Genomic DNA, 19,616 nt, shown 5'->3' on the forward strand with positions numbered 1-19,616 from the left:
GCAGATGAGGGCATGACCATGCCAATAGGGCGGGGGAGTGTAAAGGGTGCGCGCGCCCTTGTCGGCGCGGCGGGCCCGTGCGGCCGGGCCCGCCGCGTTCACCGGTCTACCGGGAGACTCACCAGGCGCCGACGGCCGACGAGGTCTGCCGCGGCAGCGCGGGGAAACCGGCCCAGTCGAGGCGCAGGACCGCCAGGTCGTCCGTGTGGCGGTCCGCGTTGCGCCGACGCACCTCGGCGATGACCCGGTCGAGATGGGCCCCCGTGTCGGCGTCGGCCCCCGTGTCGATGATGCCGAGCAGGCCCTCGACGCCGAGCCGCTGGGACTCCTCCCCGTCGTGCCCCTCCACCAGCCCGTCCGTGTACAGGGTCAGGCTGCCGCGCGGGGGCAGCGGGAGGACCGTGGGCGACCACGAGCGGACACCGGGAGCGAGCCCCAGCGCGATCCCGTGCACCGCGTCCAGCTCCACGGTCCGTCCGCCGACGGTCAGTAACGGGGCGTGGTGGCCCGCCAGATGGATGGTGGCCGTCGCCGCGACATGGTCGATGGTGACCAGGCTGCACGTGGTGAACAGGTCCGGGGAGCTGCGCTCGGCGACGTGCATACGTTCCAGAAGGCTCAGCAGGGCCTCGCCCCGGTGCCCGCCCAGCGTCAGGGAGCGCCAGGCGATACGCAGGCACACACCGAGCGCGGCGGCGTCGGGGCCATGGCCGCTGACGTCACCGATGATGGCGTGGACGCGCCCGTCGGGCGTCTGCACCACATCGAGGAAGTCACCGCCGAGCAGCGCCTGTTCGCGGCCGGGGAAGTACCGGCTGACCGCGCTGACCTGCTCGGAGTCCAGCATCGGCTGCGGTAGCAGGCCACGCTCGAGACGGGCGTTCTCCTCGGCCCGCAACCTGCCCGCCTGGAGATTGGCGTTGGCGCGCTCCGCCTGCTTGCGGTGCACGGCGTAGCGCACGGCACGCTGGAGCAGCTCCGGGTCCACCTTGCCCTTGACGAGGTAGTCCTGGGCGCCCGCGGCGAGCGCCTCGACGCCCGCCTGGGACTCGGCGAGGCCCGTCAGGACGATGACCGCCGCGTCGGAGGCGGTGCCGAGCGTCGCCTCGACCGCGGCGAGCCCGGACGCGTCCGGCAGATGGAGGTCGAGCAGCACGCAGTCGGTGGGCTGTTCGGCCAGCTTCCGCCGCGCCTCGGCCAGCGTGCGACAGTGCACGAGCGTGTGGTCGAGGACGGTGTCGATGAGCAGCTCCTCGACGAGGAGCGCGTCGCCGTCGTCGTCCTCGACGAGGAGGATCCGGTACGGCGCTGTGGTCCCGGTGATCGCTGTCATAGCGGTTGCGGCGCTCCGGAGTCGTCCGCTGACGCGGGAGGCTGAAGGGGAAGGGTGAACGAGATCGCTGTGCCGTCGCCCTCGACGGGATCGATGCGGATCCTCCCGCCGTGGAACTCGACCGTCTTCTTGCACATGGCAAGGCCGATGCCGGTGCCCGGATAGGCGTCACGGGTGTGCAGGCGCTGGAAGATGACGAACACCTTCTCGCGGAACTCGGGGGCGATCCCGATGCCGTTGTCCCGCACGGTGAAGCGCCAGTCCCCGTCCTCCTGACGGACCTCGACCCTGATGCGCGGCGGGCGATCGGGGGAGCGGAACTTCAGGGCGTTGGAGAGCAGGTTCTGCCACAGCAGCCCGAGCTGTGTGGCGTCACCGACGACCACCGGCAGCGGATCGTGCTCGACGCTCGCGCCGCTCTCCTCGATGACGACGCTCAGGGAGTCCAGCGCCTGCGCGAGGCTCTGCTCGAGGTCGACCTTCGACTTCTCGTTGTGGACGCGGCCGACGCGGGAGAACGTGAGCAGGTCGTTGATGAGGACCTGCATGCGGTTGGCGCCGTCCACGGCGAAGGCGATGTACTGGTCCGCCCGTTCGTCCAGTTGGTCGCCGTAGCGCCGCTGCAACAACTGCGTGAAGCTGGAGATCTTCCGCAGCGGTTCTTGCAGGTCGTGCGAGGCGACGTAGGCGAACTGCTCCAACTCGGCGTTGGACCTGCGCAGTTCCTCGGTCTGCCGGTCGAGCTGGGAGCGGGCCCGCTCGCTCTCCTCCAGCTCGTGGACCAGCCGGCGGCGCATGGTCTCGATGTCGGTCGCCAACTGCTGGAGGTCGGCCGGGCCCGTCGCGGGCACGGCGCGCCCGAACCGGCCACTGCCGACCTCCCGCACGGCCGCGCCGATGCGGCCCAGCGGATCGGTGACCCCGCGACGCAGTGCCTCGAAGGCGATGGCGAGGGTGGCGGTCAGGAGCACCGCGATGGCGAGGAACACCCCGTTGCGCAACCGCTGCGCCCACCGGAGGTCATCGTCGGCCTGTGCGCGCGCCGCACGAAGGTGGTCCTGTTGCACGGTGAGCGCCGACCGCAGGTTGTCGAAGAGCCGCTTGCCCTCCTCCGTGCGCTTCTCCGCGACCGTGACGGCGTCGCCCGAGGCCGCTGCCGCCACCGGCCGCGCCACCTCACGCTGCCAGGCGGAGACCCGCTCCCGCACCAGGGCCAGGTCGTCGCGGGCGGTCCTGTCGTCCCGCGTCACGTCCGACAGGGCCCGCACCGCGGCCTGTTCGTCCTTGACGCCCTGCGTGTACGGCTCCAGGAAGTCGCGGCGGCCGGCGAGGCCGTAGCCGCGGATACCGGTCTCCTGGTTGACTAGGGCCGCCTCCAGGCGGACCGCGCTGATCAGGGCGGGGGAGCGGTACCGCACCAACTGCTCGGTGAGCTGGGACGAACGCGCCAGCGCCCATACGCCGAGAGAGCCCAGCACGACGAGCGCCACGGCCGTGACACCGACCCCCGTACGGAGCCAGCGCCGGGTCGTCCAGCGCGATATCGCGGACGGTCCGTCCGCGACAGCGACAACACTCATGCTTTCTGAGCTCCTTCGCGTGCCTTCGGCCGCTCGCAAGCCGTCGCGGCGACGACACTTTACGCCACCGGACAACACTTGTTGTCCAGCGGGGCGCACCGCTATACGGTGGCGTCATGCTTGAAGCCGACGTCACTCCGCCACCCGGTGAGGAACGCCTCGCGTTGCTCGCCGTGCAGGCGGTCGACGAGCTCGTGGGCGGCCTGGAACCACACGTCGCCTACCCTTCGGAAGCGAATTGGCACCCGGACGACGCGAGACGGCCGGCGCTGCGCCGGCTGCGCGTCCTGACGCATCTCCAGAACGCGGTCAAGGAACTGGAGAGCATCGCCGCCCGCGAGGCCGCGGCGGCCGGTGCCGGATACCCCCAGATCGGCGAGGCGGCACACCTGAGCCGCCAAGGCGCACGCCGCCGCTGGCCGGGGCTGATGAACGGCAGCACCCCCTCCTACCCCTCCTTCCTCTCCCGGAGCACAGAGCCATGATCACCACCGCCCGCCCGTACGACGTCCTCCTCGTCGAGGACGACTTGGCGGACGCCATGCTCATCCAGGACGCCCTGGCCGAACGCGGTGCTCGCAACCTCACCCAGGTCGAGGACGGCATCGCCGCGCTGGACTACCTCCGCGACCCGGCGAACCCCAAGCCCGACCTCATCGTCCTGGACCTGAACATGCCGCGGATGAACGGCCGTGAGCTCCTGGCCATCCTCAAGGACGACGAGAACCTGCGCGCGATCCCCGTCGTGGTCCTGACGACGTCCTCGGCGCCCGACGACGTCACGGACGCCTACAGCCGCCACGCGAACGCCTACGTCACCAAGCCGGTGAACCTGGAGGACTTCGAGGCCGCGGTGCGCAGCATCGACGCCTTCTACCTCGACACGGCCGCCAAGCTCCCCAGGGACGGAGGCGCTTCCTAGTCGCCGGTCGTGCCGTCGAGCATCTCGCGCAGGATGTCCAGGTGGCCGTTGTGGCGGGCCGTCTCCTCGGTGAGGTGGAGGAGGATCCACCGCAGGTCGACATGGAGACCGTCGCGGACGGCCCGCCGCGCCCGCTGGTCCAGGTCGGTCGCCGCGACCAGTTCGCGGTAGCGGGCGCTCTGCGCGGCGTACTCGTCGAGCAACTGGGCGAGCGGGAAGTCGACGGCAATCCGCATCTCGCGGTCCGGGTCCTCGTCCGTCCAGGGGCCCCGGTCCTCCTCACCGAGGAAGACCACCTGGAACCAGTGGTACTCGACCCAGCGCAGATGGTTGATCAGCCCGCTCATGGTCATCAGCGGTGAGCCCGGCAGGAGCGCCTTGCGGGCGTTCTCCGCGCAGACGCCGTCACATTTGGCGCGGGCGGTGCCGCGTGCGTAGTCGAGGAACGTGGTGAGCTGGGTGCGCTCGTCCCACGCGGATGGTGTGTCGTCGATTCTGGTCATCGCGTGCAGCGTCCCCGATCTTCGCGTCCGGTGTCGAGGGATGGGCGGTGCGTCCCTGTAGGGGCCCGCCCCGTACGTACGCCGCTGCCCCGGCACGGTGACGGGCTCCGGTGGAGCCGGTCGTTCGGGCCGGGGCAGCTTTGACGGGTGATCAGACCTGCGGGTCCGGGGCCTGGGCGGACGAGGTGCGCAGACCCGAGACGGTCATCGCCACGACCAGCAGAGCGGCGAACGTGGCGACCACCGCCAGGAGTGTCGGCAGCGGCGCCGGGACGCCCTCGGGCCGCAGTACCCGGGAGAGCGTGTCGGAGCCGAGCCGGCCGTCGAGGAGATGTCCGACAGCCAGCGCGCCGGCCACCAGGGTCCCCGCCACCGCCACGGACAGCGAGCCGCTCACAAAGAGCGCGATGCCCGCCGCGGCACAGACGGCGGAGACGCCGAGCGCCGCGGAGACGCCGAAGGCGGACCCCTGCGACCAGTCCATCGGGAGATGGGCCGCCGCGCAGAGCAGCATCAGCACGCCCGCGGCCCGCCGCATCCACGTCTGTGGCGTGGCGCTGTCCGGCCTCTTGCGTGGGCGCGCTCCCTCCGCCGTCGTGCCGGACTCGGCGGACGCGGGTCCCGCGGGCGCGGGGTTCGGCGCGGGCGGCGTCTCCGGAACGGGCGCCGTGGACATCACCACGGGCGCGCCGCCCCTTCGTTCGTCCAGGCTGCCGATGAGCTGCATCAGGTCCTCGACGGACCTGCTCGTCGCGGCGGCGTGCACCGCCTCGCTGCCGGTACGCGGGTCGTGCGACGAGCGGGAGAGCAGCCGGATGAGGCGGGTGACCTCCGGGACGGGCCGCTGTTGCGCGGCGTGCCGGATGGCCTCGTCCATGTGGTCCTCGGGGTGCTCCGGCGGCCCGAGGAGTTCCACCAGGCGGGTCACGTCGTCCACGGGACGGGTGACGGCGGCCAGCCGGAGGATGGACGCGGCGGTCGGCGTGCCGTCAGGCGTCTGCTCCAGGCGGGTCACCAGGTCGGCGATGTCGTCCAGGGGCCGCGACTCCACGGCGATGCGGAGAAGCCTCTCCACCGCCTCGGCGCCGCCCTCGGTGTTGCCCTCCGCCTCGACATCACCCTGAGCCTGAGCATGCGCCTGGGTCTCGGCCGGGGCGGCAGCCTCGAAGGGAGGGACGGCGGGGGGTTCCGCCGGAAGGGCCGGGACCGCCCCCTCGTGGGTGATGCCGATGCCTGGGTCGGGGGTGTGCCGTGGTGCCTGGTCCGTCGGAGCGCCGACCGTGCCGACGTTCGCCGCCTGCGGCCATGCCGCCGGCCGGACAGGAGGCGGGGGCGGCGCACCGAGCTGCGCGGTGCCCCAGTGGGCCGGCGTCGTGACCAGGGGTTCGCCGGCCTCGGGAGTCTCGGGCTCGGCAGAGAATGACTCAGCCGTCATCTTCACTTCTCCATTTCAGCGGGCGTCCTCGCCCCGCGCATGAGCGTGATCCCGTTCTATGCACGCTCCTTCCGCGCCGCCACCGGTGGGCGCCGCCTGGCGGTACGTACTGGGCCGCTTCGGGGAACACGTGAGGTGCGCGCCGCGACTCTCACACCGACCCGAGGAGCCCGACATGCCATCGACCACCGACGTGCCACCGTCCATGGAGCCCGTGTACGCCCGCGTCCGGCAGGAGGTCGCCGCGCGGGCCGACCGCCTCTGGGACGTCGCCCTCGCGCTGCATCGCGAGCCGGAGACGGCCTACGAGGAGCACGCGGCGGCCACCCTCCTCACGGGTGAACTGGAGCAGGAGGGTTTCGAGGTGGAGCGCGGCCCCGCGGGACTCCCCACCGCCTTCGCCGCCCGGACGGGCTCGGGGGCGGGCCCCCGCGTGGCCCTGCTGATGGAGTACGACGCCCTGCCGCTGCTCGGCCACGCCTGCGGCCACAACCTCATCGCCTCGGCCGGCCTCGGCGCGGCGCTCGCGGCGCGGGCCGCCCTCGGCGACATCGAGGGAACGCTGCTGGCCGTCGGCACACCGGCGGAGGAGAGCGGGGGCGGCAAGGTGGCCGAGGTGGCGGCGGGCCTGTTCGACGGGGTCGACGCGGCCCTGATGTTCCATCCGGGGGTCTACGACTGGGCGTGGGCGCCGCTGACGGCCAGCGCGCAGCTCAGGATCGGCTTCCACGGCCGGGCCGCGCACCCGACCGGCAACCCCACGGAGGGCATCGACGCGCTCGGCGCGCTGATCCAGTTCTTCAACACGCTCGGTGTGCTGGACAGGCGGCTGCCCCAGGGTTCGCACGTCCAGGGCATCGTGACGGACGGGGGCCGGGCCACGAACATCGTGCCGGAGTACGCCGAGGGACTGTTCGGGCTGCGCGGCGGGACGAGCACCGCCCTCGCGGAGCTGGTGGAGGAGCTGCGCTCCTGCGCGGAGGGCGTGGCCCGGGCGACCCGTACGAAGGCGGAGGTGACGGAGGTCGGCGGCAGGTACGAGCACTTCCGCGACAACGAGGTGCTCTCGGGCGCGTTCGCGCACCACCTGAAGCGCGCGGGCATCGCCCTGTCGCAGCCCACACCGGGCATCTATCTCGGCTCGTCCGACATCGGCAACGTCAGCACCCGGGTGCCCGCGATCCACCCGTTCGTCGCCATCATGGGCTCGGAGAACTCCGACCACACCCCGGAGTTCGCCCGCGCGGCCGCCGGTCCGCGCGGCCGGGCGGTGATGCTGGCCGCGGCCGAGGCGCTGGGGTGCACCGCGGCCGACGTCCTGCTCCGCGCCGGTGTACGGGACGAGGCGTGGGCCGCGTTCCGCGAGAAGGCGGCCCAGGGGCTCTGAGCGGCCGGACCCGGGTCAGTCCTCGACCGCCACCCGCACCGTCCTGACCTCGGTGTCGGCCGCGTCCGGCACGACCATTCCGGCGTCCACTCCCTCGCGCAGATACCGCAGGACCTCGTGGTTGAGCCGCTCGCCGGGCAGGGCGGCCGGGATGCCGGGCGGGTAGGGCGTGAGCATCTCGGCGGTGACGCGCCCGGCCGCCTTTTCCCACGGCACCTGCTCGACCCGCCCGAAGAAGGCGTCACGCGGCAGCATGACCTGCTCCAGGCGGAGCGTGGCCGGATCGGGCACCTCCACCCGGGTGGCGGGCCGCAGTTCGCCGGCGCGGGCGGCGACGTCGCGCAGCGCGGTGATCAGCTTCTCCGTGCTGTCGGCGTCGTCCGCGTGCGTGAGCTGGGCGCTGGTGCGCCGGTGGTCGGACAGGTGCAGGTTGATCTGGTGGTGCTCGCGGATCCAGTCGGCGACGCGGTAGCCCGTGGTGCCCAGAGCGGTGATGTCGACGATGACCTGGAGCGGGTCGAGGTCGTGGGCGCGGCCGGGCCCGCAGAAGTCGTCACGGCCATGGACGTGCATGCCCTCGATGTCACCGATACGGGCCCGCACCGTTCCGGCCAGGGAGAGAGTGTCGTCGTAGAGGGCGCGGCCGTGCTCCACCATCTGGCGCCGCCAGCCGTCGAGCGCCGCGTACAGGAGCACGGAGGGGCTGGTCGTGCCCAGGAGGTCCTCGCGGTTCTTGAGCACCTCGGGTTCGATCAGGTTGCCCTGGAGGTGGAAGACCGAGCCCTGTTCGAGGCCGGAGCCCATCTTGTGCACGGAGGTGACGCACACGTCGGCGCCCGCGTCCATGGCCCACGTCGGCAGGTCGGGGTGGAACGGCAGATGGGCGCCCCACGCCTCGTCGACGATGAGCGGCACGCCGTGCTCGTGACAGGCGTCGGCGATACCGGCGAGGTCGGAGCAGGTGCCGTACGGCGTCGGGGTGGTGACCAGGGCGCCGCGCGCGTCGGGGTGTTCGGCGAGGGCGGCGCGGAAGGCGTCGGCCGACGGCGGGTGGGCGAGGTGGCGCTCGGCGTCCCACTGCGGGTCCACCCAGATCGGCACGATGCCCGCGAGGACCAGACCGGAGACGACCGACTTGTGCGCGTCACGCCCCACGAGCAGCTTCTCGTACGGCCCCGCGACGGACAGCATGGCGGCCTTGACCGACAGGGAGCTGCCGCAGGTGGAGAAGAACGTGTGCTCGGCGCCCACGGCGTCGGCCATCAGCTCCTGGGCCTTGCTGAGGACGCCCTTGGAGGACTGACGGTCGTCCAGGCCGCTGGTGGCGAGCACGTCCGAGCGGAACACGGCGTCCCCGAGGACGGCCCGGACGCGGGGATCGGCGCCGCGCCCCTGCTTGTGGCCCGGCGGGGTGAACGGAGTCTGTCCCTCTGCGTGGTACGCGGCCAGCGCGTCGAGCACGGGTGCCTGTGAGTGGTCCATGGGACTCCGGATTCCCCGAGTAATCGGGGCAAAAACCCCACTGCCCCGGGCGGCGGACGTGCGCAACATGTCCGATTAGTCCCGTTGGTCCAGGGGTACTCGGTTCCCATGATCACGGTTGGGGTCGAGGAAGAATACCTGCTGCTGGACCCGGACACCTGCCTGCCGGTACCACTCGCGGAGCAGGTACGGACGGCGGCCGGACTCGGGCCCATCGCCGAGGACGGGGAGATCCAGCCGGAGCTGCTCCAGGCGCAGGTCGAGGTCGCCACGCCGGTCTGCACCGGCCTGGACGAGGTCGGCGGCCACCTGTTGAGGCTGCGGCACGCGCTCGGCACGGCCGCAGAGAAGAACGGCTGCCGCCTCGCCGCCTGCGGTGTCGCCCCCTTCCGTACGGAGGCACCCGTACCGGTGACCCACGATGCCCGCTACCTGGCCCTGCGCACCCAAGCCCCGCAACTCGTGGCCGAGCAACTGGTCAACGGCATGCACGTGCACGCGGCCGTACCCGACAAGGAGACAGGCGTCGCCGTCCTGAGCCGCGTCAGGGTGTGGCTGCCGACCCTGGTCGCCATGTCCGCGAACTCACCCCTCTGGGACGGCAAGGACACCGGCTTCGCGAGCTGGCGCACGGTCGTCTTCGGCCGCTGGCCCGTCAGCGGCCCACCGCCCCGCTTCACCTCGCTCGACGACCACGACCGTCGCATCCGGTCCCTCCTGGAGACCGACACCATCACCGACACCGGACAGCTCTACTGGCAGGCCCGCCTCTCCGAGCGCTACCCCACCATCGAGGTGCGCTGCGCCGACGTGCAGCTCCGTGCCGACGCGGCGGTCATGTTCGCCGGGCTCGTGCGGGCCCTCGTCGCCACCGCCCTGCGCGAGCAGGAGGCGGGCGTCCCGCTCCCGGACTGCCCGCACGAACTGCTCCAGGCCATGAACTGGCACGCGGCCCGGCACGGCCTGGCCGGCCGCCTCGTCGACCCGTCCGGCCGGACCCGCCCGGCGGGCGACGTGCTGTGTGCGCTGCTCGACCATGTCACCCCGGCCCTGGACGAGGCGGGGGACACCCGCGAAGTGACGTCGCTGGTGCACCGGTTGCTCCAGGAGGGCACCCCCGCCGACCGCCAGCGCCGGGCCCTCGCCGAGGGCGGTCTGCCCGCACTGACCGAGCTGATCACCGGCGAGACCGTCGCCACCTGACCCGCGCCCACGCAGCCGAAGCGCCCGGCCGACCACCTGGCGTCTCGTGACGTGGTCCGGCTCGGGCGCGGGCTGTTCCGGACTCGGCCCGGGTCCCCCGGCCGGGCTACGGGTGACTCTCAGTCCCCGTACGCGGCGGTCTAGACGCCGCCCACGTCGGTGCCGGTGGCCGCGTCGAGCGGGTCGGCGAGCTTGCCGTTCTGCGGGTTCACGGCGTCGGGGCGGTCGTCGCCCTTGCAGAGCCCCAGGGCGTCCTGCGGCAGGGCGGCATTCCCGACGAGCGGGATGGCCTGGATGATGTGGAGGAGACCCTGCACGGTCGGGCAGACGAGATCCGTGATCTCGGAGGTCTGGCCGGTCGTGGGGGCCGGGGGCGGCTCGGTCACGGCGGCGACGCTGGGTGCGGCGAAGGCGCCGAGGACCGCGGCGGTGGCCAGACCGACACCGGCGAGGCTGATGCGAGTGCGCATGATTCTCCCTGGAACGAAACGGTGGTGCTGCTTGCGTCCCATTCATCCGGCTGCCCTTGCGGGCCGCACCTCGTAGGCGTCCGTTCGGCGGGGCCGGACAACCACCCGGGGGACGGAAGGGAACGCGGCGGCCTGTCGCGCCCGTCCCCGTACCCGACAAAAACGGTGCGGAGGAAGTCGGGTGACCGAGGCCGCTGCCGCCGCACGATGGGGACATGGACGACACGACCCTGGTATCCCGTTTCCTGCGCGACGGCTTCGTGAAGCTGGAGGGCGCCGTCGCGCCGCGCGTGGCCGCGGACTGCGCGCGGCTGCTCTGGCGGGAGACGGGCTGCGACCCGGACGACCCGTCGACGTGGACGCGCCCCGTGCACTGGGTACCCGGCATGGCGCAGGGACCGTTCGCCGCCGCACCCAACTCCCCGTCCCTGCACCACGCGTACGACCTGCTGGTCGGCGAGGGGCGCTGGGAGCCGCGCTACTCGCTCGGCACGTTCCCGCTGCGCTTCCCGCACGAGGAGGAACCGGACGACGCGGGCTGGCACATCGAGGGGAGCTATCTGCCGGAGGGCGAGAGCTGGTACTTCACGAACCTGCGCTCCCGGGGCCGGGCCCTGCTGATGCTGTTCCTGTTCAGCGAGGTCGGTGAGCGGGACGCCCCGACGCGGATCCGGGTCGGCTCCCACCTCGACGTGCCGAAGGTGCTGGAGAAGTACGGGGAGGACGGGGCGAGCGGGCTGACTCTCGCCCCCGATCTCGTGGCGGCCTCCGACCACCGGCCGATCGCCCTCGCCACCGGGTCCCCGGGCGATGTCTACCTGTGCCACCCGTTCCTGGTGCACGCGGCGCAACCGCACCACGGCGTACGGCCGCGCTTCATGGCCCAGCCGCCGCTGCTGCCGGCCGCGCCGTACGCATGGGAGCGGGCCGACGGCGCGTACTCACCCGTGGAGACGGCGATCCGCAGGGGCCTGGGCCGGGACACTCCCGGCCCCGACGAGGACGGCATCGGGTAGACATGACCGGCGACCGTCGCGGCCGGTCGGTCGTGAGCGGGCAAGAGGGACGAGGGAGGATCCGGGCATGCTGGAGCGGCTGAACCAGGCCATGGAGCACATCGAGCGCCATCTCGACCGGACCGTCGAGGTGAAGGAGGTGGCGCGCATCGCGGCCACCTCCGAGTACCACCTGCGCCGGATGTTCTCCGCGCTCGCGGGCATGCCGCTGTCGGAGTACGTCCGACGCCGTCGGCTCACCCTCGCGGGCGCCGAGGTGCTCGCGGGCCGCGAGACGCTGCTGGACATCGCGACGCGCTACGGCTACAGCTCCGGGGAGGCGTTCGCGCGGGCGTTCCGCGCCATGCACGGCATCGGGCCGGGTGAGGCCCGGCGTACGGGCGCCGCGCTCAACTCCCAGCCCCGGATGGCCTTTCGCCTCACCATCGAGGGGAGCAGCAGTATGCGGTACCGCGTCGTGGGCAAGGCGGACTTCACCGTCGTCGGGTTCAGCACCCGGGTACCGCTGGTGCACGCGGGACCGAACCGGTCGATCATGGATTTCGTCCGGGGGATCGACCCGCGGGCCCTGGAGCGGCTGGCGAAGCTGTCGGACCAGGAACCGCACGGCATCGTCTCGGTCTGCGACGACCTGGACCCCAGCCGCGCCGAGGGCACCGAACTCGACTACCACCACGGCGTGATCACCTCCCGAGCAGCTCCGGAGGGCACGACCGCGTTGCCCGTCCCGGCCGGCACCTGGGCGGTCTTCACCACCTCCGGGCCCGCCCCGCGGGCCATCCAGGAACTGTGGCGGGACGTGTTCACGGAGTGGTTCCCCTCCAACCCGTACCGCACCCGCACCGGCCCCGAGATCCTGCGCACCCGCCTGTCACCGGACAAGACCGAGGCCGACGCCGAACTGTGGCTCCCGGTGGAACCCGAGCACGGCGCCGCGGCGGCCCGCGGGTGAACGGCGCGGCCGGAAACCTCCCACCGCACTACGCGGAGGCGGCGACGAGGGCCGCGGTCGCCTCCCACAACTCCCGCTGTACCGGCGACCCCGAGGGCCGCCGCCGCAAGACCGTCGCCCTCACCGAGCGGGGCCCCACGACCCTGACCGCAGCGGAACAAGCCGGAGCGCAGGTACTCCGCCGATGCTTCGACACACTCGAACCGCGACAACTGGCCACGCACGGAGACCCGTTGACGCACCTCGGCGCGGCCCTCACGGAGAACGAAGCCCGCTGAGCCCGACCGCGGGACACCGTGTGTCCGCCGTCGGACGCCGGGCAACGGTAGGGAATGGGCGACATAGTGGTAGGCACCTGTTCGTGGACCGACCCGGCGCTGATGCGCAGCGGCTGGTATCCGACCGGGCGACGGGACGCCGAGGGACGGTTGCGGTACTACGCCGAACAGTTCCCGGTGGTCGAGGCCGACGCCTCGTACTACGCCCTGCCTCAGGAACGGGTCAGTCACCTGTGGGCGGAGCGCACCCCGGACGGGTTCACCTTCGACGTGAAGGCGTTCTCGTTGCTGACGGGGCATCCCACGCGCGAGGCGGTGATGCCGGACGGGCTGCCGTCCGACGGCCGGGATCCCGGCGTGCTGGACGAGGTGTGGGCGAGATTCGCCGAAGGCATCGCACCGCTGCGGCGAGCAGGGCGGCTCGGCAGCGTACTGTTCCAGTTCCCGCCGTGGCTGCGGCCCGGTGAGGGGGGCGATCAGGCCCTGGCGCAGACGGCGCGGCGCACAGCGGGCTGGCCGGTCGCGGTGGAGTTCCGGCATCCCGACTGGTGGCGGGCGGACCGGGCGGAGTCGACGCGCGCGCGTCTCGCGGACCTCGGCATGGCCGCGGTCGCCGTCGACATGGCGCAAGGACTCACGTCCTCCATGCCCCCTGTCACACCCGTCGCCGACCCCCGGCTCGCCGTCGTACGGTTCCACGGGCGCAGCACGTCATGGGGCCGGGGAAGCAAGGAGGACCGCTTCCGGTACGCGTACTCAGATGACGAACTGGCCGAGTGGCTCCCGCGGTTGCGGCGACTCGCCGAAAGCGCCGAGCAGGTCCACGTGCTGTTCAACAACTGCTGCGGCGACGCCGCCGTGCGGGCCGCCGGGCAGATGAGCCGACTGCTGCACGAAGCACGGCTGCACGCGTGACCTACTTCGGGTCGGCACGGTCCGGGGCCACCGGTGAGGGTGGACCCGGACGGGGGAAGGTCAGCCGGTCGGCGGCTTGACCCAGCCCTTCTTGACCAGTTGGTCACAGTGCCACTTGCCGTACGAAGGGCTCTCCCCCTTCTGCTTGGTCGCCTTGAGGCAGTCCTGGTACGGGAACGGGGGCCCCTGCACAGGAGATGCGGGAGCGGCCTGAGCGGCAACCGCCGACAGACCGAGCCCACCGGCGGCCACGACCAGGGCCAGGGCCAAACTCATCCGACGCACAAAGTTCTCCTCTTCTCACACCGAAGCGGAACGCTCCGGGGATCTACGCTGCTTGCGCTGCCCTGCCTCGGCTCAACCGCCGAACAAGATCAGCGATCATTCAACGAGCGAGGTCGTCGCCAGGACATCCCCCATGCGCCTGATTCGACACGGCTCACCCTCAGCGGGTGGCCCGCCGGTCCGGCCTCACTTCAGGTGGCGGTCGAAGAACTGGGCCGCTGCCTCCCCGGCGAACTCCGGGACGCCCGTGTGGCCGCCCATGTTGGCGTACAGGGACTTCTCCTTGGAGCCGAAGGCGTCGAACAGGTCGAGGGCCGCCTGCCGGTCGTTGCCCTCGTCGTCCCACTGGAGCAGCACATGCACCGGAATGGTGACCCGGCGGGCCTCCTCGATGATGGCGCGCGGCACGAGACTCCCCGCGAAGAGGCCGGCGGCCGCGAGGCGCGGCTCGACCGCCGCGAGGCGGACGCCGATCGAGATCACGCCCCCCGAGTACCCGACCGGGCCGTCGATCCCGGGCAGCGCCAGCAGGGCGTCCAGAGCGGCCTGCCATTCCGGGACCGCCTTGTCGACCAGCGGGAGGATGAGGGCGTCGACGGTCTCCTCGCCGACCGGCTCACCGGCCTGCATCGCCCGGCGCACCTCGGCGCGGGCCTGGCCCGCGGCGGCCCGACGGGGCCGCTCACCGCTGCCGGGGAGTTCGATGGCGGCAGAGGCGAAACCGTCCGCAGCGGCCCGCCGGGCCCGCCCCACGAGCCGCGGGTACATCGTGCCCAGCCCGAGGGGGGTCTGGCCGAGCAGGATCAGAGGCACCGGCACCGGCGCGGACGCGGGCGTCCACAGGATGCCGGGGATGCCGTCGAGGACGAACGCGCGCTCGAGAGTGCCGTCGTCGAGACGCTGTTCAGAGGTGAAATGCATGGTCGTGCCTTTCGAGAGGGCCTGGAACGGCGCTCCCGGACGACCTATCGTCCGACCGTGACCACGGAGGAGAGCACCCATGTGGATACGTTCACGGGTACCACCTCCTCGTTCTCTCGCACGGCCGCAAGAAAGGTAGCAGCGGACACCGCGCACCGCCGAACGGTTTGACGCGCGGGCCCCGCAGCCGAAGGGCGGCGGGGCCCGCGCTGGACGGAGGGCGCTGTCAGAACTGGTCGTCGTCCACGTCGTAGCGTCGACCGGACAGCCGCATCGTCCGCGGGGCCTTCGCCGCCGTCGCCACGTCGACCCCCGGCCTGCCGGCCTCCACGACGAACTCGGCGGCCGTCGCCACCGAGCTGCCGTCCGGCTGCCACACGGTGTCGACGGTGCGCAGCGACGCCAGCATCCGCTCGCGCGTCACGTCGCACAAAACGTACGCGCGACGGTTGTCGATGTACTTCCAGTGCGGGCTCTCGGCCATGATCGGGTCGTACGTGGCGTGGAACCCGGCCACGTCGGCGTCACCGCCCGACGTGATCGACGAACCGGTGATCTCGGCGCCGACCACGGGGGAGTCCGGGTCGTCGAAGTCCGGCTTGAGGTCGCACACCCAGGTGGCGTGCCGGTCGCCGGTGAGGACCACCGGGTTGTCGGCGCGCCCCGAGCCGAAGAACTCCAGGAGACGGCGGCGCTGAGCACGGTAGCCGTCCCAGTTGTCGAAGTCGTAGACCTCCTCGGGACCCGCCTTGCGGTCGTTCTGCGCCCACATCACCTGGTTGGCGAGGAGGTTCCAGCGGGTGCCGGAGCGTTCCATGCCGCGCTTCAACCACCGCTCCTGCGCGTCACCCGTCATCGAGCGCGACGCGTCGTAGGACTCGGCGAGCGTGGCGATCTGGTCGCTGCGGTACTGGCGGGTGTCGAGGACGTGCACGGTCGCGAGCTGCCCGTAGCCGATCGAGCGGTACAGCTGCATGTCCAGGCCGCGGGGGAGCGAGGAGCGGCGCAGCGGCATGTGCTCCCAGTATGCCTTGAGCGCGGCGACACGACGGGCGCGGAACACCTCCGGGGACTGGACCTCGGGGTCCTGGGGCACGTCGTCGGCCCAGTTGTTGTCGATCTCGTGGTCGTCGAGGGTGACGATCCACGGCGCGTGGGCGTGCGCCGCCTGGAGCGCGGGGTCGCTGCGGTACTGCGCGTGCCGATTGCGGTACTCGGTGAGGCTGTACGGCTCGCCGGTCCCCTCGTGACGGCGGACGGTGGTCGCGCTCGGCTTGGACTCGTAGATGTAGTCGCCGAGGAAGGCGATGAAGTCCACGTCCTCCTGCGCGGCGTGCTGCCAGGCCGTGAAGTAGCCGTCCTGCCAGCTCTGACAACTGGCGAACAGGAAGCGGAGGTGGGAAAGGCGGGCGTCGCGCGCAGGCGCGGTACGCGTGCGGCCCGTCCCCGACACCTGCGTGCCCGCGCGGAACCGGTAGTAGTACTCGCGGTCCGGACGCAGCCCGTGCACCTCGGCGTGGACGCTGTGCGCGTGCTCGGCGCGGGCGACCTCCACGCCCGAGGCGACGACGCGGCCGAAGCGCGGCGAGTCGGAGACCTGCCAGTGCACGGGCACGTTGCGCTGCGGCATGCCGCCACCGGCGAGCGGGTCGGGGGCGAGCCGCGTCCACAGGACGACACCGTCGGGCTGCGGGTCACCGGAGGCGACGCCGAGCGTGAACACGCCGGACGGCAACCGATCGGCGCTGCCGCTGAGTTCGGCGGCCGTCGCGGTGGAGGGGGCGAGCAGCGCGGGCGCGGCGAACGCGCCGAGCGCGAGACCGCCGCCGGCGAGGACGGTACGTCTGGCCGGGGTGGGGCTGTGGCTCACGGGTTCTCCTTCGCGGGTGGGGAAGGTGAGGCGACCCGGATGAGCCTGCTGACACGGAGGGACGGCCGAGCGACGAACAGCCCAACTGGGGACGGTGGTTGGTTGAACCCGAGGTGCGGGCTGCGGGCCGGCGCGCTCGGACCGGAAGGCACCGCTTCAGCCGCGCGAAGTCCCCTGCGTCAAAGCCGAGCGCCTGCCCCTCGTAGACGCGGAACGAACCGAACGCGGCCTCGACCTCCTCGAACCCCGAGTTCAACCTCCTCGAACCCCGAGTTCAATGGAGTCCGAGCGGTAGATCTCGCCCATCGTGACCCACCGAGACCTTCCGCTCGTCGGCCGAGAGGCCGCGAAGGGTCCACAGCCCGTACAGGGCCAACAGCGGCTTGCCGAGCACCCATTCGCCAGGGCGGTAGTCCTCCGCGCGTACGAGCCTGCGGGCGAGATCGGGGCGCAGCCGCCGCAGGTACGCGCGGGCCTTGAGCGCGTGCGCGGGCTGCGAGACGATCTTGATGCGGTCGACGTCCTCGATCAACGGGATCACGTTCGTGATGTTCTCCCACGTCGTGGCGCTCCGGTCCTCGACCAGCACCATGCCCTCGTACCCGAGGACGGACTTCGCGTAGAGGGCCATCAATCGCGCCTCTGGCGCGCTGCCGCCGACCGGACCACCGCTGAAGATCAGGCGCGTGCTCCGCGCACGGTCAGCGGCAACGGAGCGGACGCCGGCCCGGACGCGCCAGCGGTTGACGAAGTTCGGATGCGCTCCGGAATCGCGGTACCCCAGCACGACCACGGCTTCGGACGCGCCCTCGCAGTCTCCGACGAGGGCTCGCGACCAGCGCCGGTTCAACCACTCGCCCCAGAGAAGAGTCGCGACCCCAGCCATCGCCAGTCGTGTGTCTCGCCGCATGCGGTGACTCTAAAACAGCGTTCCGAACCGCAAGTCGAAGAGGTATTGCGGAGAACGTGTGAATGCCGCCCGGATCGGGGTACTCCGGCGGCTCAGGAGCTCGACTCGTTCCTCTGGAGGCAGGCGTATGACGTTCAATCCGTTGGAGCAGCGGGGGATTCCGCTGGATCGCCAGTTACGTAATTGGCGTGAGTTGCATGTGGACCCGATCGATCCGGACCACTGCGACCCGTACACCAGGTGCCGGATCATCACGATGAACGGGATCGAGGTGGAGGCGATTCTGTTCAGTCATCAGATGGCGCGTCACACCGCGGATCCGGAGGTGAAGCGGCAACTGGCGCGGGTGCGCTATATCGAGGCGCAGCAGCAGAAGGTGGTGAACTGGCTGCTTCCGGGGGTCTCCTCGGTACTGGAGACGACGATCGCCTATGAGCAGGTGGCGGTGGATCTGACGGCGTGGGTGGCGCGAATGGAGCCCGACCCGTATCTGAGGCAGGCGTATCAGTTCGGGGTGCTGGAGGATTTCGATCACCTGTACCGGTACGCGAATCTGTACGAGATGATCGAACACCGCAAGGCGGAGTCGGTCGTGGAGGGTTTGACCGAGGTGATGCCGGGCCGGCCCACCCGCTTCCACCACCGCGACCCGGTCGACAACGTCCGTGACCCGTACGCCAAGGACCGGACGGATCCGCTGTCGAAACTGCACGCGCTGACGATCATGTCGGCGGAGCAGCAGACCATGAACTTCTACATGAACACCGGGCCCACCTACATGGAGCCGATCGCCCGGCAGTTGTATCAGGAGATCGGGCTGATCGAGGAGGAGCACGTCACCCATTACGAGTCCCTGGTCGATCCGGGGGAGACGTGGTGGGAGCAGTTGGTCAACCACGAGTACAACGAGTGCTACCTCTACTACTCCTTCATGGAGCAGGAGAGCGACCCGAAGGTCAAGGCGGTCTGGGAACTGCACCTGAACATGGAGCTGGAGCACCTGCATCAGGCGTGTGATCTCATGCGCCGGCATGACGGCCGCGACCCGGCTTCGGTGCTGGCCCCGGCTCTGCCCGACGTGCTCACCTTCGAGCCGAACAAGGGTTACCTGCGGGAGTTGCTGGCCACGCAGATGGATCTGACCACGCTGGGCACCGGCTACGTCCGTGAGGCGCATGAGCGGTTCGAGCGGATGCAGGAACAGATCCACGGTGGCGAGGCCCCGCCGTCGGACCGGGTGATGACCCAGCACGGTGAGATGTTCGGCCGGGAGTACCGGGTGCAGTCCGAGGGTGAGCACCCCGACCCCGCCCAGCGTGAGAAGTAGAGGGGAGGGCTGGCATGTCTGAGCTGCATACCCCGCATGCCGGGGACGATCACGCGTCCGACGCTGATGTGGTGGCGTTGTTGATACGCCAGCACGGTGACATCCGCAATCTCTTCGACGAGGTGGAAGCCAGTACGGGCGCGGAGCGCCGGGATGCGTTTCGCCGTCTGGTGCGGTTGCTGGCGGTGCACGAGACGGCGGAGGAGGAGGTCGTCCACCCCTTCGCGCGCCGGTCGCTGGCCGGTGGTGAGCAGGTGGTGAAGGACCGGCTGGCGGAGGAGAAGGCCGCGAAGGAGACGTTGTCGGCGTTGGACGATGCCGACACGGATGATCCGAAGTTCCTGCCACAACTGCTGGCGTTGCGCAGGGATGTGCAGGAGCATGCGCGGGCCGAGGAGCGGTACGAGTTCTCGCACATTCGGCGTAGTGCGGATGCGGCGAAGTCGGCGTCGATGGCCAGGGCGGTCAAGGCGGCGGAGGCGATGGCGCCGACCCGGCCGCATCCGGGTGTGGAGTCAGGTGCGGCCAATATGGCGCTCGGCCCGGTCGCGGCGCTGATGGACCGGACCAAGGACGCCGTCCGCAGGGCCATGGGCAAGGATTGATCTGCGGCACCTGGATGACGCGCGGCGTGCTCCGGGACCCCGGGGTGGTCGGCACAGCGGTGCGCTGCCGACCCCCCGGGACGCTGTCGAGCAGACGCTAGGCGACAGGCGACAGGCGACAGGCGACAGGCGACAGGCGGCAGGCGGCAGGCGGCAGGCGGCAGGCGACAGGCGATAGGGACAGGCGGCAGGCGGCAGGCGACAGACGACAGACGACAGACG

The 19,616-nt window shown here is 71.3% G+C and carries 20 protein-coding genes; 10 read left to right on the top strand and 10 right to left on the bottom strand.

The features are described 5' to 3' along the window. Positions 1-118: 118 nt before the first annotated feature. On the bottom strand, positions 119-1,333 hold the full coding sequence (locus ACIRF8_RS35025) for a PP2C family protein-serine/threonine phosphatase (protein ID WP_404221823.1): 1,215 nt from the start codon (positions 1,331-1,333) through the stop codon (positions 119-121). Further along, positions 1,330-2,913, bottom strand: coding sequence for an ATP-binding protein (locus ACIRF8_RS35030; RefSeq protein ID WP_404221825.1), 1,584 nt, complete (start codon positions 2,911-2,913; stop codon positions 1,330-1,332). Before ACIRF8_RS35030 ends, ACIRF8_RS35025 begins: the two co-directional genes overlap by 4 nt. Before the next feature lie 116 nt (positions 2,914-3,029). Here ACIRF8_RS35030 and ACIRF8_RS35035 point away from each other — a divergent pair, with 116 nt between their 5' ends. Next, entirely contained in the window at positions 3,030-3,398 is a 369-nt protein-coding gene (locus ACIRF8_RS35035; protein ID WP_404221827.1) for a hypothetical protein, read from the top strand. Then, positions 3,395-3,835 (top strand): response regulator, encoded by a 441-nt coding sequence (locus ACIRF8_RS35040; protein WP_404221829.1) that lies wholly within the window; start codon positions 3,395-3,397, stop codon positions 3,833-3,835. The genes ACIRF8_RS35035 and ACIRF8_RS35040 overlap by 4 nt, the downstream gene beginning before the upstream one ends. Here the strand turns inward: ACIRF8_RS35040 and ACIRF8_RS35045 are convergent. Both ACIRF8_RS35045 and ACIRF8_RS35050 read right to left on the bottom strand, forming a co-directional pair. Beyond that, positions 3,832-4,338 carry a DinB family protein gene (locus ACIRF8_RS35045; protein ID WP_404221831.1) on the bottom strand — a complete coding sequence of 169 codons (507 nt, stop codon included), beginning with the start codon at positions 4,336-4,338 and terminating at the stop codon, positions 3,832-3,834. The genes ACIRF8_RS35040 and ACIRF8_RS35045 overlap by 4 nt on opposite strands. A gap of 151 nt (positions 4,339-4,489) precedes the next feature. Then, positions 4,490-5,773 (bottom strand): hypothetical protein, encoded by a 1,284-nt coding sequence (locus ACIRF8_RS35050; RefSeq protein WP_404221834.1) that lies wholly within the window; start codon positions 5,771-5,773, stop codon positions 4,490-4,492. 175 nt (positions 5,774-5,948) lie between these two features. On the opposite strand from ACIRF8_RS35050, the gene ACIRF8_RS35055 reads away from it, so the two are divergent. Continuing rightward, positions 5,949-7,160: an amidohydrolase gene (locus tag ACIRF8_RS35055; RefSeq protein ID WP_404221837.1), complete on the top strand. Its 1,212-nt coding sequence runs from the start codon at positions 5,949-5,951 to the stop codon at positions 7,158-7,160. A 15-nt stretch (positions 7,161-7,175) separates the two neighbouring features. Here ACIRF8_RS35055 and ACIRF8_RS35060 read toward each other — a convergent pair whose 3' ends face one another. After that, a complete protein-coding gene (locus ACIRF8_RS35060) occupies positions 7,176-8,642 on the bottom strand; it encodes an aminotransferase class I/II-fold pyridoxal phosphate-dependent enzyme (protein WP_404221839.1) in 1,467 nt (488 codons plus the stop codon). A 108-nt stretch (positions 8,643-8,750) separates the two neighbouring features. On the opposite strand from ACIRF8_RS35060, the gene ACIRF8_RS35065 reads away from it, so the two are divergent. Beyond that, entirely contained in the window at positions 8,751-9,845 is a 1,095-nt protein-coding gene (locus tag ACIRF8_RS35065; protein WP_404221841.1) for a glutamate--cysteine ligase, read from the top strand. A 140-nt stretch (positions 9,846-9,985) separates the two neighbouring features. Here ACIRF8_RS35065 and ACIRF8_RS35070 read toward each other — a convergent pair whose 3' ends face one another. Beyond that, positions 9,986-10,315 (bottom strand): hypothetical protein, encoded by a 330-nt coding sequence (locus tag ACIRF8_RS35070; protein ID WP_404221843.1) that lies wholly within the window; start codon positions 10,313-10,315, stop codon positions 9,986-9,988. Between the two features lie 215 nt (positions 10,316-10,530). On the opposite strand from ACIRF8_RS35070, the gene ACIRF8_RS35075 reads away from it, so the two are divergent. From ACIRF8_RS35075 to ACIRF8_RS35090, 4 genes are all read left to right on the top strand, one after another. Further along, positions 10,531-11,331, top strand: a complete 801-nt coding sequence (locus ACIRF8_RS35075; protein WP_404221845.1) for a phytanoyl-CoA dioxygenase — start codon at positions 10,531-10,533, stop codon at positions 11,329-11,331. A 67-nt stretch (positions 11,332-11,398) separates the two neighbouring features. Continuing rightward, complete coding sequence (locus ACIRF8_RS35080; protein ID WP_404221847.1) at positions 11,399-12,283, top strand: GyrI-like domain-containing protein; 885 nt, start codon at positions 11,399-11,401, stop codon at positions 12,281-12,283. After that, positions 12,280-12,561: a hypothetical protein gene (locus ACIRF8_RS35085; RefSeq protein ID WP_404221849.1), complete on the top strand. Its 282-nt coding sequence runs from the start codon at positions 12,280-12,282 to the stop codon at positions 12,559-12,561. The genes ACIRF8_RS35080 and ACIRF8_RS35085 overlap by 4 nt, the downstream gene beginning before the upstream one ends. Positions 12,562-12,615: 54 nt before the next feature. Further along, positions 12,616-13,476, top strand: a complete 861-nt coding sequence (locus tag ACIRF8_RS35090; protein ID WP_404221851.1) for a DUF72 domain-containing protein — start codon at positions 12,616-12,618, stop codon at positions 13,474-13,476. A 60-nt stretch (positions 13,477-13,536) separates the two neighbouring features. Here the strand turns inward: ACIRF8_RS35090 and ACIRF8_RS35095 are convergent, their stop codons facing one another. The 4 genes from ACIRF8_RS35095 to ACIRF8_RS35110 all read right to left on the bottom strand — a co-directional run bounded on the left by ACIRF8_RS35095 (position 13,537) and on the right by ACIRF8_RS35110 (position 17,462). After that, entirely contained in the window at positions 13,537-13,761 is a 225-nt protein-coding gene (locus tag ACIRF8_RS35095; RefSeq protein WP_404221854.1) for a hypothetical protein, read from the bottom strand. A gap of 186 nt (positions 13,762-13,947) precedes the next feature. Then, a complete protein-coding gene (locus ACIRF8_RS35100) occupies positions 13,948-14,682 on the bottom strand; it encodes an alpha/beta hydrolase (RefSeq protein ID WP_404221856.1) in 735 nt (244 codons plus the stop codon). A 226-nt stretch (positions 14,683-14,908) separates the two neighbouring features. Next, positions 14,909-16,552 (bottom strand): alkaline phosphatase D family protein, encoded by a 1,644-nt coding sequence (locus ACIRF8_RS35105; protein WP_404221858.1) that lies wholly within the window; start codon positions 16,550-16,552, stop codon positions 14,909-14,911. Between the two features lie 274 nt (positions 16,553-16,826). Beyond that, positions 16,827-17,462 (bottom strand): YdcF family protein, encoded by a 636-nt coding sequence (locus ACIRF8_RS35110; RefSeq protein ID WP_404221860.1) that lies wholly within the window; start codon positions 17,460-17,462, stop codon positions 16,827-16,829. Positions 17,463-17,589: 127 nt separating this feature from the next. Between ACIRF8_RS35110 and ACIRF8_RS35115 the strand changes: the two genes are divergently transcribed. Further along, on the top strand, positions 17,590-18,789 hold the full coding sequence (locus ACIRF8_RS35115) for a hypothetical protein (RefSeq protein ID WP_404221862.1): 1,200 nt from the start codon (positions 17,590-17,592) through the stop codon (positions 18,787-18,789). 14 nt (positions 18,790-18,803) lie between these two features. Next, the gene (locus ACIRF8_RS35120) at positions 18,804-19,394 is read left to right on the top strand and encodes a hemerythrin domain-containing protein (RefSeq protein ID WP_404221864.1); all 591 of its coding nucleotides are present in this window, start codon (positions 18,804-18,806) and stop codon (positions 19,392-19,394) included. The last annotated feature ends 222 nt before the right edge of the window (positions 19,395-19,616 follow it).

This window comes from Streptomyces sp. NPDC102406 (assembly GCF_044765725.1).
Classification (GTDB): domain Bacteria; phylum Actinomycetota; class Actinomycetes; order Streptomycetales; family Streptomycetaceae; genus Streptomyces.